Origin of the sequence: Actinacidiphila yanglinensis (assembly GCF_900107965.1) — a bacterium.
GTDB lineage: Bacteria > Actinomycetota > Actinomycetes > Streptomycetales > Streptomycetaceae > Actinacidiphila > Actinacidiphila yanglinensis.
In genome coordinates, this window is sequence record NZ_FNVU01000007.1 from 214992 (window position 1) to 229669 (window position 14678).

Annotated in this window: 9 protein-coding genes; 1 reads left to right on the plus strand and 8 read right to left on the minus strand. The window is 68.4% G+C overall.

The window, feature by feature from the left end; genetic code table 11:
• Positions 1-10: 10 nt before the first annotated feature.
• The 8 genes from C4U44_RS18435 to rplK form a co-directional block, all read right to left on the minus strand.
• Positions 11-1630, minus strand: a complete 1620-nt coding sequence (locus C4U44_RS18435) for an MFS transporter (RefSeq protein ID WP_160145056.1) — start codon at positions 1628-1630, stop codon at positions 11-13.
• A 179-nt stretch (positions 1631-1809) separates the two neighbouring features.
• Complete coding sequence (locus tag C4U44_RS18440) at positions 1810-5709, minus strand: DNA-directed RNA polymerase subunit beta' (RefSeq protein WP_103886928.1); 3900 nt, start codon at positions 5707-5709, stop codon at positions 1810-1812.
• A gap of 93 nt (positions 5710-5802) precedes the next feature.
• A complete protein-coding gene (gene rpoB / locus C4U44_RS18445) occupies positions 5803-9288 on the minus strand; it encodes a DNA-directed RNA polymerase subunit beta (protein ID WP_103886929.1) in 3486 nt (1161 codons plus the stop codon).
• Positions 9289-9838: 550 nt separating this feature from the next.
• Positions 9839-10225: a 50S ribosomal protein L7/L12 gene (gene rplL, locus C4U44_RS18455; RefSeq protein ID WP_103886930.1), complete on the minus strand. Its 387-nt coding sequence runs from the start codon at positions 10223-10225 to the stop codon at positions 9839-9841.
• A 119-nt stretch (positions 10226-10344) separates the two neighbouring features.
• On the minus strand, positions 10345-10881 hold the full coding sequence (gene rplJ / locus C4U44_RS18460) for a 50S ribosomal protein L10 (RefSeq protein WP_103886931.1): 537 nt from the start codon (positions 10879-10881) through the stop codon (positions 10345-10347).
• A 306-nt stretch (positions 10882-11187) separates the two neighbouring features.
• Positions 11188-12027 carry a hypothetical protein gene (locus C4U44_RS18465; RefSeq protein WP_103886932.1) on the minus strand — a complete coding sequence of 280 codons (840 nt, stop codon included), beginning with the start codon at positions 12025-12027 and terminating at the stop codon, positions 11188-11190.
• Between the two features lie 126 nt (positions 12028-12153).
• Positions 12154-12879: a 50S ribosomal protein L1 gene (rplA, locus tag C4U44_RS18470; protein ID WP_103886933.1), complete on the minus strand. Its 726-nt coding sequence runs from the start codon at positions 12877-12879 to the stop codon at positions 12154-12156.
• Positions 12880-12955: 76 nt separating this feature from the next.
• On the minus strand, positions 12956-13390 hold the full coding sequence (gene rplK / locus C4U44_RS18475; protein ID WP_103886934.1) for a 50S ribosomal protein L11: 435 nt from the start codon (positions 13388-13390) through the stop codon (positions 12956-12958).
• 393 nt (positions 13391-13783) lie between these two features.
• Here rplK and C4U44_RS18480 point away from each other — a divergent pair, with 393 nt between their 5' ends.
• Entirely contained in the window at positions 13784-14581 is a 798-nt protein-coding gene (locus tag C4U44_RS18480; protein ID WP_407642861.1) for an SGNH/GDSL hydrolase family protein, read from the plus strand.
• Positions 14582-14678 lie beyond the last annotated feature (97 nt).

Sequence of the window (14678 nt, forward strand, 5' to 3'; positions counted from 1 at the left end):
GTGGACCTCCTCAGCGCGTGCCCGACGCCTTGTCGTCGACGGTCATGAGACCGGAACCGGCGAGTTCGGCCTCTTCCTCCCCCGCCTCCGTCCCCATCATAGGGACGGTCTCCGACCCGCCCTTCACGCTCGACCCGGCCCGGCCGCGCGGTGCCAGCCCGGGCAGCACGAAGCTGATGACGGCGGTGGCCACGCCCAGTCCGGACGCGATGATCAACGCGGTCCGGAATCCCGACACCTCCGGCAGCGCGCTGCCGGCCGGGGTGTGCGCCATCAGCACCGCCGCGGACAGCGCGCTGCCCAACGTCAGGCCGATGCTGCGGAGCACCTGGTAGAAGCCGGTGGCGCTGCCGGTCTCGCTGTGCGGCACCGCGCGGACGATGAAGCCGGGCATCGCCGCGTAGGTGAAGCCCATGCCGAAGCCGGCGATGCCGGTGGTCACGAACGCCTCCCACAGGTGCGCGTGCTCCAGCGCGAAGAAGCCGGTGGAGAGCGCGAAGATCAGCGAGCCGAGCGGGATCATGCTCCGTGCGCCGAACCGCCGTTCGTACACCCCGAGGAAGCGGCTGGCCACGAAGTTCGCGACCGCGTACGGCACCAGCACCAGGCCCGAGACGACGAGCGACGCCCCGAACCCGTAGCCCTTGGCCGCCGGGACCTGGACGAACTCCACCACGACCGGCAGCAGCAGGTACATCGCGACGCTGATCAGGAGCCCGCCGGTGTCGGCGGTGAGCACCGAGCGGTTCCTGACCTGCCGCAGGTCGATCAGCGGGTCGGTGGTGCGCAGTTCGTACGGGATCCACAGCGCGAGGACCACCAGGCTGGCGGCGAACAGCCCCAGCGTGCGGGCCGACGTCCACCCCCAGCCGTCGGCCTCGCTGAGCACCACCGACAGGCCGACGACGGCCAGGCTGATCAGGGTCGCGCCCACGGTGTCGAACCGCCGCGAGGGGACCTGGGCCCGGCCGGGCAGCACGAACGCGGCGAGCAGGAAGGCGCAGCCGACGGTGATCGCGCCGAACCAGTACGCGCCCCGGAAGTCGAAGGTCTCCGCGATCAGCGCGGTCAGCGGATAACCGAGCCCGGCGCCGATCGCCGTGGTGATCGAGAGGGTGGCGATGGCCTGCCGTGACTTCTCCGGCGTGAGGTTGCGCCGGGCGACGGCCATCGCCACCGGCAGCAGCCCGAGCCCGACCCCCTGCAGGCCGCGCCCGACGATCAGCATCGCGAAGCCGTTGGACAGCGCGGCCACCACGCAGCCGGCCACCACCGAGCCGAGGGCGGCGAGGATCACGTCCCGCTGCCGGGGTCCGTCGGCGAGCCGGCCCATCAGCGGGGTGGCCAGCGCGCCGGTCATCAGCGTGATGGTGAGCAGCCACTCGGCGGTGCTCAGCGAGACACCGTCGGCGTCGGCGATGGTCGGGATGAGCGGGGCGCCGAGGCTGGAGACGACCGCCATCAGCGAGCCGACGATCACCAGCGTCGGCCCGAGCAGGCGCAACCGCAGCCCGCGGGGTACGGCGGCTCCGGGCCCGGTGGACCCGCTTGCTATGTCTCCGCTGATCGACACGATGCCGCCGTTCTCCTCCGGTCGTCCGTCCGACCGGTTGTCACCGGTCGATGTCATCAGATGATGACAACCGGAGATAACGGTAACACGCATCTATCTCGCCGCTGCCGGCGCCCATGAGAGCCCGTGGGCGCCCGTGCGTGCCCCGTCGCCCTCGCCCGCATGCGCGCGCATGCGGAAGGGCGGCCACCCCGGAACCCCGGGATGGCCGCCCTTCAGGCGATGAGTGCTACCGCTCAGCCGTTGTACGGGCCGTAGTCGTAGTCCTCCAGCGGCACCGCCTGGCCGGAGCCGGTGCCGAACGGGCTGTAGTCGATGTCGTCGTAGCCGACGGCCGAGTACATCGCGGCCTTGGCCTCCTCGGTCGGCTCCACCCGGATGTTGCGGTAGCGGGACAGGCCCGTACCGGCCGGGATGAGCTTGCCGATGATGACGTTCTCCTTCAGACCCAGCAGCGAGTCCGACTTCGCGTGGATCGCCGCGTCCGTCAGCACCCGGGTCGTCTCCTGGAAGGAGGCAGCCGACAGCCAGGACTCGGTGGCCAGCGAGGCCTTGGTGATACCCATCAGCTGCGGACGACCCGAGGCCGGGTGACCGCCCTCGGACACCACGCGGCGGTTCTCGGTCTCGAACCGGCCGCGCTCGACCAGCTCGCCCGGCAGCAGCTCCGCGTCGCCGGACTCGATGATCGTCACCCGGCGCAGCATCTGCCGGATGATGATCTCGATGTGCTTGTCGTGGATCGACACGCCCTGCGAGTTGTAGACCTTCTGCACTTCCTGCACCAGGTGGATCTGGACCTGGCGCTGGCCGAGGATGCGCAGCACGTCGTGCGGGTTGGTCGCGCCGTAGGTGAGCTTCTGGCCCACCTCGACGTGATCGCCCTCGCCGACCTGGAGCTTGACGCGCTTGGAGATCGGGTAGGCGATCTCCTCGGCACCGTCGTCCGGGGTGACGATGATCTTCTTGGTCTTCTCGGTCTCCTCGACCCGGACCCGGCCGGCCGCCTCGGAGATCGGCGCGACACCCTTGGGCACGCGCGCCTCGAAGAGCTCGACCACACGCGGCAGACCCTGCGTGATGTCGTCACCGGCCACACCACCGGTGTGGAAGGTACGCATCGTCAGCTGGGTGCCGGGCTCACCGATCGACTGGGCGGCGATGATGCCGACCGCCTCGCCGATGTCCACCAGCTTGCCGGTGGCCAGCGAGCGCCCGTAGCAGTAGGCGCAGGTGCCGACGGCCGACTCGCAGGTGAGGATCGAGCGGGTCTTGACCTCTTCGACCCCGTGCCGCACGAGCTGGTCGATCAGCACGTCGCCCAGGTCGACGTTGGCGGGGGCGATGACCTTGCCGTCCACCACGACGTCCTCGGCGAGCATCCGCGCGTACACGCTGGTCTCGACGTCGTCCGTCTTGCGCAGCGTGCCGTCCTCGGCCCGCTCGGCGATCCGCAGCTTCAGACCGCGCTCGGTGCCGCAGTCCTCCTCACGGATGATCACGTCCTGCGAGACGTCCACCAGACGACGGGTCAGGTAACCCGAGTCGGCGGTACGCAGCGCGGTGTCGGCCAGACCCTTACGGGCACCGTGGGTGGAGATGAAGTACTCCAGCACGGACAGGCCCTCACGGAAGGACGCCTTGATCGGACGCGGGATGGTCTCGTTCTTGGCGTTCGAGACCAGGCCGCGCATACCCGCGATCTGACGCATCTGCATCATGTTTCCGCGGGCGCCCGAGTCGACCATCATGAAGATCGGGTTCGTCTTCGGGAAGTTGGCGTTCATCGCCGTGGCAACCTCGTTGGTCGCCTTGGTCCAGATGTTGATCAGCTCGTCCGAGCGCTCCTGCTTGGTGATCAGGCCGCGCTCGTACTGCTTCTGGACCTTCTCGTCCTGCGCCTCGTAGGAGGCGATGATCGCCTTCTTGGCCTCGGGCACGACGATGTCGGTGACCGCCACGGTGACGCCGGAACGGGTCGCCCAGTGGAAGCCGGACGCCTTCAGGTTGTCGAGCGTCGCCGCCACGATGACCTTCGGGTACCGCTCGGCGAGGTCGTTGACGATCTCGGAGAGCTGCTTCTTGCCGACCGCGTAGTCCACGAACGGGTAGTCCTCGGGCAGGAGCTCGTTGAAGAGCGCCCGGCCCAGGGTGGTACGCAGCCGGAAGGTGTCACCGACCTGGTACGGCTCCTCGCCCTCGGTGGGCTCCGGCGGGGTCCAGCCGCGCGGCGGGACGGTGCCCACCGGGAAGCGGATGTCGACCCGTGCCTGCATCGACAGCTCGCCGCTGTCGAACGCCATGATCGCCTCGGCGGTGGCGCCGAACGCCCGTCCCTCGCCCCTGACCTCGCGCTCCTCGGAGTCCGTGGTCAGGAAGAACAGGCCGAGCACCATGTCCTGGGTCGGCATGGTGACCGGGCGGCCGTCGGCGGGCTTCAGGATGTTGTTCGAGGACAGCATCAGGATGCGGGCCTCGGCCTGCGCCTCCGCGGACAGCGGAAGGTGCACGGCCATCTGGTCGCCGTCGAAGTCCGCGTTGAACGCGGTGCACACCAGCGGGTGGATCTGGATCGCCTTGCCCTCGACCAGCTGCGGCTCGAAGGCCTGGATGCCCAGGCGGTGCAGGGTCGGCGCACGGTTGAGCAGCACCGGGTGCTCGGCGATGACCTCTTCCAGCACGTCGTACACGACCGTGCGGCCGCGCTCGACCATGCGCTTGGCCGACTTGATGTTCTGCGCGTGGTTGAGGTCCACCAGGCGCTTCATCACGAACGGCTTGAAGAGCTCCAGCGCCATGGCCTTGGGCAGGCCGCACTGGTGCAGCTTGAGCTGCGGGCCGACGACGATCACCGAGCGGGCGGAGTAGTCCACGCGCTTGCCGAGCAGGTTCTGGCGGAACCGGCCCTGCTTGCCCTTGAGCATGTCGGAGAGCGACTTCAGCGGACGGTTGCCGGGGCCCGTGACCGGGCGGCCGCGGCGGCCGTTGTCGAAGAGCGCGTCGACGGCCTCCTGGAGCATCCGCTTCTCGTTGTTCACGATGATCTCGGGGGCACCGAGGTCGAGCAGGCGCTTCAGGCGGTTGTTGCGGTTGATCACGCGGCGGTACAGGTCGTTCAGGTCGGAGGTGGCGAACCGGCCACCGTCGAGCTGGACCATCGGACGCAGGTCCGGCGGGATCACCGGGACGCAGTCCAGCACCATGCCGCCGGGCTTGTTGGTGGTCTGCAGGAACGCGGACACCACCTTGAGCCGCTTCAGGGCGCGGGTCTTCTTCTGGCCCTTGCCGGTGCGGATGATCTCGCGGAGGCGCTCGGCCTCCTCGTCCAGGTCGAAGGACTCCAGGCGCTTCTGCAGCGCCGCGGCACCCATCGAGCCCTGGAAGTACGTGCCGAACCGGTCGCGCAGCTCGCGGTAGAGCAGCTCGTCGCCCTCCAGGTCCTGGACCTTGAGGTTCTTGAAGCGGGCCCACACCTCGTCGAGCCGGTCCAGCTCGCGCTGGGCGCGGTCGCGCAGCTGCTTCATCTCGCGCTCGGCGCCCTCACGCACCTTGCGGCGGACGTCGGCCTTGGCGCCTTCGTTCTCCAGCTCGCCGAGGTCGGCTTCCAGCTTCTTCTGCCGGGCCTCGACATCGGCGTCACGCCGCTGCTCGACCTGCTGGCGCTCCACGGAGACCTGGGCCTCCAGGGACGGCAGGTCGCGGGTGCGGCGCTCGTCGTCGACCCAGGTGATCATGTACGCCGCGAAGTAGATGACCTTCTCCAGGTCCTTCGGGGCGAGGTCGAGCAGGTACCCCAGGCGCGAGGGCACGCCCTTGAAGTACCAGATGTGGGTGACCGGCGCGGCCAGCTCGATGTGGCCCATCCGCTCACGGCGCACCTTGGCGCGAGTGACCTCCACGCCGCAGCGCTCGCAGATGATGCCCTTGAAGCGGACACGCTTGTACTTACCGCAGTAGCACTCCCAGTCCCGGGTGGGGCCGAAGATCTTCTCGCAGAAGAGCCCGTCCTTTTCCGGCTTGAGGGTGCGGTAGTTGATGGTCTCGGGCTTCTTGACCTCGCCGTGCGACCAGGTCCGGATGTCGTCCGCGGTGGCCAGGCCGATCCGCAGCTCGTCGAAGAAGTTGACGTCGAGCACTGTGTCGTCAATCCCTCTCAGGGTTGATTCTCAAAATGGTCTGAACGGGTCGCGGGAGAGCCCGTCCGGTTGGAGACCGGACGGGCCGGCCCGTCAGACCTCTTCGACGCTGCTCGGCTCGCGCCGGGACAGGTCGATGCCGAGCTCCTCCGCCGCACGGAACACGTCCTCGTCGGTGTCCCGCATCTCGATGGACATGCCGTCCTTGGACAGCACCTCCACGTTGAGGCAGAGCGACTGCATCTCCTTGATGAGCACCTTGAAGGACTCGGGGATGCCGGGCTCGGGGATGTTCTCGCCCTTGACGATGGCCTCGTAGACCTTCACGCGGCCGAGCACGTCGTCGGACTTGATGGTCAGCAGTTCCTGGAGTGCGTACGCGGCGCCGTAAGCCTCCAGCGCCCACACCTCCATCTCGCCGAATCGCTGCCCGCCGAACTGCGCCTTACCACCGAGCGGCTGCTGGGTGATCATCGAGTACGGTCCGGTGGACCGGGCGTGCAGCTTGTCGTCCACCAGGTGGTGCAGCTTGAGGATGTACATGTAGCCGATGGAGATCGGCTCCGGGAACGGCTCGCCGGAGCGGCCGTCGAAGAGCCGGGCCTTGCCGGAGGACTTCACCATCCGGTCGCCGTCGCGGTTGGGGACCGTGGCCTCGAAGAGACCGACGATCTCGTCCTCGCGGGCGCCGTCGAAGACCGGCGTGGCCACGTTCGTGTCGGGCTCGACCCGGCCGGCGCCGATGGCGTCGAGCCGCTGGGCCCACTCATCGCCGATGCCGGAGACGTCCCAGCCCTGCTTGGCGAGCCAGCCGAGGTGGATCTCCAGCACCTGGCCCGGGTTCATCCGGGACGGGACGCCCAGCGGGTTGAGGATGATGTCGACCGGGGTGCCGTCCTCGGTGAACGGCATGTCCTCGACCGGCAGGATCTTGGAGATGACGCCCTTGTTGCCGTGGCGGCCGGCCAGCTTGTCGCCGTCGGTGATCTTCCGCTTCTGCGCCACGTACACGCGCACCAGCTGGTTGACACCGGGCGGCAGCTCGTCGCCCTCCTCGCGGTCGAAGACGCGCACGCCGATGACCTTGCCGACCTCACCGTGCGGCACCTTCAGCGAGGTGTCGCGGACCTCGCGGGCCTTCTCGCCGAAGATCGCGCGCAGCAGCCGCTCCTCCGGGGTCAGCTCGGTCTCGCCCTTCGGGGTGACCTTGCCGACCAGGATGTCGCCGGCGACCACGTCGGCACCGATCCGGATGATGCCGCGCTCGTCGAGGTCCGCCAGGACCTCCTCGGAGACGTTCGGGATGTCCCGGGTGATCTCCTCGGGGCCCAGCTTGGTGTCGCGGGCGTCGACCTCGTGCTCCTCGATGTGGATCGAGGAGAGGACGTCGTCCTGCACCAGACGCTGGGAGAGGATGATCGCGTCCTCGTAGTTGTGGCCCTCCCACGGCATGAACGCGACCAGCAGGTTCTTGCCGAGAGCCATCTCGCCCTCGTCGGTGGACGGGCCGTCGACCAGCACCTGGCCGACCACCACGCGGGCGCCCTCGTCCACGACGACCTTCTGGTTGAAGGAGGTGCCCTGGTTGGAGCGGGAGAACTTGGCGACCCGGTACGTGGTGTACGTGCCGTCGTCGTTGGTGACCGTGACGTAGTCGGCGGAGACCTCCTGGACCACGCCGTCCTTCTCGGCCTTGATCACGTCGCCGGCGTCGACCGCGCAGCGGTACTCCATGCCGGTGCCGACCAGCGGCGCCTCGGACTTGATCAGCGGTACGGCCTGGCGCATCATGTTCGATCCCATGAGCGCGCGGTTGGCGTCGTCGTGCTCCAGGAACGGGATCATCGCGGTGGCGACCGACACCATCTGGCGCGGCGAGACGTCCATGTAGTCGACGTCGTCGCCGGGGATGTAGTCGATCTCGCCGCCACGACGGCGGACCAGCACGCGGGACTCGGCGAACCGCAGGTCCTCGTCGAGCGGCGCGTTGGCCTGCGCGATGACGAAGCGGTCCTCCTCGTCGGCGGTCAGGTAGTCCACGTCGTCGGTGACGACACCCTCGACGACCTTGCGGTACGGGGTCTCGACGAAGCCGAAGGCGTTGATCCGGCCGTAGGAGGCCAGCGAGCCGATCAGACCGATGTTGGGACCCTCGGGGGTCTCGATCGGGCACATCCGGCCGTAGTGCGACGGGTGCACGTCGCGGACCTCGAAGCCGGCCCGCTCACGGGACAGACCACCGGGGCCCAGCGAGTTCAGCCGGCGCTTGTGGGTGAGGCCGGAGAGCGGGTTCGTCTGGTCCATGAACTGCGACAGCTGGCTGGTGCCGAAGAACTCCTTGATGGAGGCGACGACCGGCCGGATGTTGATCAGGGTCTGCGGCGTGATCGCCTCGACGTCCTGGGTGGTCATCCGCTCGCGCACCACGCGCTCCATCCGGGCCAGGCCGGTACGGACCTGGTTCTGGATGAGCTCGCCGACGTTGCGCAGGCGGCGGTTGCCGAAGTGGTCGATGTCGTCGACCTCGACCACGATCTGCGAGCCGTTCTCACCCGCGGTCTCGGTCTCACCGGCATGCAGCTTCACCAGGTACTTGATCGTGGCGAGGATGTCGTCGGTGGTCAGCACGCCCGCGTCGAGGGGCGCGTCGCTGCCGAGCTTCTTGTTGACCTTGTAGCGGCCGACCTTGGCCAGGTCGTAGCGCTTCGGGTTGAAGTAGAGGTTCTCCAGCAGGGTCTGGGCGGCCTCCTTCGTCGGCGGCTCGCCCGGGCGCAGCTTGCGGTAGATGTCCAGCAGCGCGTCGTCCTGGCCCTGGGTGTGGTCCTTCTCCAGGGTGGCGCGCATCGACTCGTACTCGCCGAACTCCTCGAGGATCTGCTCGGTGGTCCAGCCGAGGGCCTTGAGCAGCACGGTGACCGACTGCTTGCGCTTGCGGTCGACGCGGACGCCGACCATGTCGCGCTTGTCGATCTCCATCTCCAGCCAGGCACCCCGGGACGGGATGATCTTGGCGGAGAAGATGTCCTTGTCGGACGTCTTGTCGATGGAGCTGTCGAAGTAGACACCCGGCGAGCGGACCAGCTGCGAGACCACGACACGCTCGGTGCCGTTGATGCAGAAGGTGCCCTTGCTGGTCATCAGGGGGAAGTCGCCCATGAAGACCGTCTGGGACTTGATCTCACCGGTTTCGTTGTTGGTGAACTCGGCGGTGACGAAGAGCGGGGCGCCGTACGTGAAGTCGCGCTCCTTGCACTCGTCGAGCGAGTTCTTCGGCGGCTCGAAGCGGTGGTCACGGAACGTGAGCGACATCGACCCGGAGAAGTCCTCGATCGGGGAGATCTCCTCGAAGATCTCCTCCAGCCCGGACTTCCTGGGGACGTTCTGCCCACTGTCAAGGGCCGCCTCGACCCGGGCCTTCCACGCGGCGTTGCCGAGCAGCCAGTCAAAGCTCTCGGTCTGGAGCGCGAGGAGGTTCGGAACTTCGAGCGGTTCACGGATCTTCGCGAAGGAGATGCGCAGCGGGGCGGTGCTTGCGCCGTTGTTCGAATTGGTGGTCGAGGCGTTGCGCGAGGCGGCCAAGAGGGGGTCCTTCCGAGGGCTCGGACTCACTACGCGCGTACCGGACCGAACCCGAGCGGAAGAGAAAAGCCCTGATGGCAGGCTTCCTCACGAATGCTCGGACACGGGCATACCCCTGGTGACGGGCCAGGCAGCAGCTAACAGGCAGCGCAAAGGGTCAGTGTAGCCACTTGGCCCACTGATGTCCAGGCTGAGATTCGGAGTACCGAATCGTCGCCCCCTCCGCCTGTCTCGTCCGTGGCGCCCGGCCCTCGGAGCCCGGGTCCACATCCGTCATCCTGCCCTGCTGCGTGCGCCCGGTATCGAACCGGTCACCCAACCACCATCGCATCCATTCCCGCTTCGCCGACGATCCATGCATCCGGCTCCCCAGAAGTGTGGAGCCGATGTGTGCCGGAGCGGGTGGCCGCGTGTGGCAGCGCGTCCTGAGAATTGCGCGATGCGTGCCATCCGTCAAGGCCCAAGCCTCGCGGAGATCGAAAACGACCGAGGGCGGCCACCCGATCGGGTGGCCGCCCTACGGCGGGTGGAGCAGACGCGGTGCGAGGTGTTACTTGACCTCGACCGAGGCGCCGGCAGCCGCGAGGGACTCCTTGGCCTTCTCCGCGGCTTCCTTGGTGGCCTTCTCGAGCACGGGCTTCGGGGCGCCGTCCACGAGGTCCTTGGCCTCCTTCAGGCCCAGCGAGGTCAGCTCACGCACGACCTTGATGACCTGGATCTTCTTGTCGCCGGCGGCGGTGAGGATGACGTCGAACTCGTCCTGCTCCTCAGCGGCCTCGGCCGGGGCGCCCGGGGCACCCGCGGCGGCGGCGGCCGCGACCGGGGCGGCGGCGGTGACGTCGAACTTCTCCTCGAACGCCTTCACGAACTCGGAGAGCTCGATGAGGGTCAGTTCCTCGAACTGGGCGAGCAGTTCGTCCTGGGTGAGCTTCGCCATGATGGCGTCCTTCCATTCCTTCGGCTGGTGCCGTGGTGTACATGTCGGCGGGCGTACTTCGGCCCGCGTCGACCGCTGCCGGCCCTGGGGATCAGGCGGCGGTCATTGTGCGAGCCGAATTACTCGGCACCGCCCTGCTCTGCCTCGGCCTTCTTGGCCCGAAGTGCCTCCGCGGTGCGGACGAACTTCGACGGGAGCGCCTGGAAGAGCGCGGCAGCCTGGGACTGCTTGGCCTTCATGGCACCCGCCAGCTTGGCGAGCAGAACCTCGCGGGACTCGAGGTCCGCAAGCTTCTTGATCTCGTCGGCGGACAGCGCCTTGCCGTCAAGGACACCGCCCTTGATGACGAGATCGGGGTTGTCCTTGGCGAAGTCGCGCAGACCCTTCGCCGCCTCGACCGGGTCACCGGTCACGAAGGCGACGGCCGACGGACCCGCGAACAGGTCGTCGAGCGTGCTGATCCCGGCCTCGTTGGCCGCGATCTTGGTCAGCGTGTTCTTCACCACGGCGTACGTGGCGTTCTCACCGAGCGAACGACGCAGCGTCTTGAGCTGCGCCACGGTGAGACCGCGGTACTCGGTCAGCACGGCGGCGTTCGAGGCGCGGAACTTGTCCGTCAACTCGGCAACCGCGGCAGCCTTGTCAGGCCTCGCCATGAGTCTCGGCCTCCTTCCGGGTGATTGCGGACCGCCCGGTTGACGAAGGGGACGTGACTTGGCGGAAAAACAAACGCCCCGGGCGCAGGCGCACGGGGCGGAACTCGACGGGAGGGCGTCAGCACCCCCGGAGATCTTGATCCGGTCACCTACGCGGGCCGTCCGCACCGAGCGGAATCCTTCGGCCGTCACACCCGCTTGCGGGCACGACGACAACCTGCGGTCTTTGGCTTCGGATTGAGAGTACGGGAGCCCCCCGCCACGGAGCAAATCGCCTCCGGCGGGGCCGGCACTCCCACGACGCCCTCAGCCGGCCGGTGGCGCCGAACTCGCCGCCGCCTTGTTGCTCGTGTCGATGACGTCCGACGCCGGCGGGGTCCGGATGGTCCGGGCGCCACCGAAGCTCTGGAAGTCGGTGATGTTCCGCTGCTTCCCGTCGTCCCAGACGTAACGCACCGGATAGCCGTCCGGTCCGACCCACACGTCCGCCTGCGCGGTGACGGGCACGTCTTCCAGCGCGACGATGTCGGAGTCGGCCGCGACGGTCGCGCGGTAGTGGGTCGTCGGCTTGCCGTCCATCGTCTCCCGCCCGACCAGGGCCACCTCGCCGTCCGCCGCGGGCGCCCTCAGTGCCTCGATCGGGCTCTGCCTGCCCGCCTTGTCCATCGCACCGGTGAGGCCGCTGCCGCCGACAGCCGCCATCGAATACCGCAGCCAGCGCTTTCCCTTGAACGCTCCGCTCTTCACCGGGTCGATCGACAGGTACTCGCTGCCGTCCATGGTGCGCATCTCCATGTGGGAGGAGTGGTTCAGGTTCTGCATGCCGAGGTCAGCCGGGGAGACCGTGAAATCGAGAGCCGCACCGCTGCTCCCCCAGACCTGCCAGCCCGACATGGTCACCGTCCCGCTGGTTCGGTGCTGGATCTCGACCAGGCGGCTGGAACTCTTGGCGGCCACCCGAGCCACCATCGCGGCGACCGCCCTCGACGCCGCGGGGTCGGCGCCCTTCGTCGTGGAGGGCGTCGGGGTGGCCTTGTTCGCCGCGGGGTTCGCCGTGCGGGCGTGGTGGGTCGGGCCGCCGCAGGCCGTGGTGGCGAGCAGGGCTGCCGCCGCGAGCGCGCAGCAGGCAGCCGTGGTTGTCCTCATCGTGTTCCCCCCTGGTCGCACGCCGTGGTGCGTGCGAGCGACTCACTGTAAACGGCGAGCGCCCCGCCTCGCCCGGGGATACCGGGGGAAGCGGGGCGCTGCGGCGAGGGGGTGGACCGGCTGCCGTCAGACGGAGGCCGGGTCCTCCTCCACCAGCAGGTTGCGGGTGCGGTTGGAGTCCAGCGGGACACCCGGACCCATGGTGGTGGAGATGGCCGCCTTCTTGATGTACCGGCCCTTGGCCGCGGACGGCTTGAGACGCAGGATCTCGTCCAGCGCCGCCGCGTAGTTCTCCACCAGCTTGGTCTCGTCGAACGAGGCCTTGCCGATGATGAAGTGCAGGTTCGAGTGCTTGTCGACGCGGAACTCGATCTTGCCGCCCTTGATGTCCGTGACAGCCTTCGCCACGTCCGGGGTGACCGTGCCGGTCTTCGGGTTCGGCATCAGACCGCGCGGGCCGAGCACCCGGCCCAGCCGGCCGACCTTGCCCATCAGGTCCGGGGTGGCGACGACGGCGTCGAAGTCGAGCCGTCCCTTCGACACCTCGTCGATCAGTTCGTCGGAGCCGACGATGTCGGCTCCCGCGGCTTCCGCGGCCGCGGCACGGTCACCGGTCGCGAAGACCAGGACCCGGGCGGTCTTGCCGGTGCCGTGCGGGAGGTTCACGGTGCCACGGACCATCTGGTCGGCCTTGCGCGGGTCGACACCCAGGCGGAAGGCGACCTCGACGGTCGAGTCGAACTTGGTGGTCGCGGTCTCCTTGGCGATGCGGACGGCCTCCAGGGGCGCGTACAGGCGCTCCTGGTCGATCTTGGCGTCCGCAGCGCGGAGAGACTTGCTGCGCTTGCTCACTTGCTGCTCCTACGGTGTCTTGGAGTCGTGGTCCGGGCCGAGCAGGCCCTTCCACTCACTGCCGGGGTGGTACTGGTCAGCCCTGGACGGTGATGCCCATGGAACGCGCCGTGCCCGCGATGATCTTCTCCGCGGCGTCCAGGTCGTTCGCGTTGAGGTCGGGGAGCTTCGTCGTGGCGATCTCCCGAACCTGCTCACGGCTGAGCGAGGCGACCTTCTTGACGTGCGGCTCGCCGGAGCCCTTCTCCACGCCCGCGGCCTTCAGGATGAGCTTCGCGGCCGGCGGGGTCTTGGTGATGAAGGTGAAGGTACGGTCCTCGTAGACCGTGATCTCCACCGGGATCACCATGCCGCGCTGCGACTCGGTGGCCGCGTTGTAGGCCTTGCAGAACTCCATGATGTTCACGCCGTGCTGGCCCAGCGCGGGGCCCACCGGCGGGGCCGGGTTGGCCGCGCCAGCGTTGATCTGGAGCTTGATCAGCCCCGTGACCTTCTTCTTCTTGGGAGGCATTGCTCTCTCCGGGTCCTGTTGAGAGTGTCCATACCTGCGAGCAGGCATACCGCACCACAATAACGGGTATCGGGGTGCGCCCTGAAATCATAAGGTCAGCGCCCTCCGGACGCGGCCCCCGGCCGTCCCTCCGGGCGAGGGTCCCGTCCGCCCGCGCTCCCTTCCGGTGGCGCCCGACCGACCTGTCCCCCGCGGCGCCCGACCGACCCCTCCCGTACGAGGGCCGGCGCGACGGCCCGGCGTCCCACAGGTCGCGCCGGAACACACCCGCTTCTCGCGTACCACTGGCCGACGTTCAGGTCTACGCGCAGAGAATTCTTGGCATGAACACTTCCCAAGAGAAGCTACCGCGCGGTACCAAGGTGCAGCAGCGATCCTGCCCTTGGAGGTTTCGTGAGACTGACCAGGCCCTTAACCGCCCTTGCCGCACTGGCCTTCGCCCTGGTGGCCGCGATGTTGCTCGCAGGTCCGGCGCAGGCCGCCGGGCCCGCGTACGTCGCCTTGGGAGACTCGTACTCGGCCGGCAACGGCGCCGGAAACTACATCAGTTCCAGTGGCGACTGCCACCGAAGCAACAGCGCCTACCCCGCGTTGTGGGCGAGCGCGCACAGCCCGTCCTCGTTCACGTTCGCCGCCTGTTCCGGCGCGGTGACCACGGATGTGATCAACAATCAGCTCGGTGGCCTGAACTCCTCGACCGGGCTGGTCAGCATCACCATCGGCGGCAACGACGCCGGCTTCGCCGACTCGATCACCACCTGCGTGACCGGCTCGGACGACACCTGCGTCAGCCGGATCAACACCGCCGAGACGTACATCCGCAACACGCTTCCCGGCAAGCTGGACGCGGTCTACAACGCGATCCGCGCGAAGGCGCCCTCGGCGAAGGTCGTCGTCATGGGCTACCCCGACCTCTACACCCTCAACGTCTTCTGCATCGGCCTCAGTGACACCAAGCACAAGAAGATCGACGAGGCCGCGGACCTGCTCGACACCACCATGTCCGCCCGCGCCGCCGCGCACGGCTTCACCTTCGGCGACGTGCGGAGCACCTTCAAGGGCCACGAACTGTGCTCCGGTGACGACTACCTGCACTCCCTGGTCATCGACCCGAGCTGGGAGTCCTACCACCCCACCGCCACCGGCCACGCCAGCGGCTACCTCCCGGTCCTGACCGCGGACGCCTCCTGACACCACGGGACGGCGTACCGCACAGCGCACGCAGGCCCCGGCCGACGCAACCTGTCGGCCGGGGCCCGCTGTTCGGTCAGAAGTTCCCCCGTCAGGC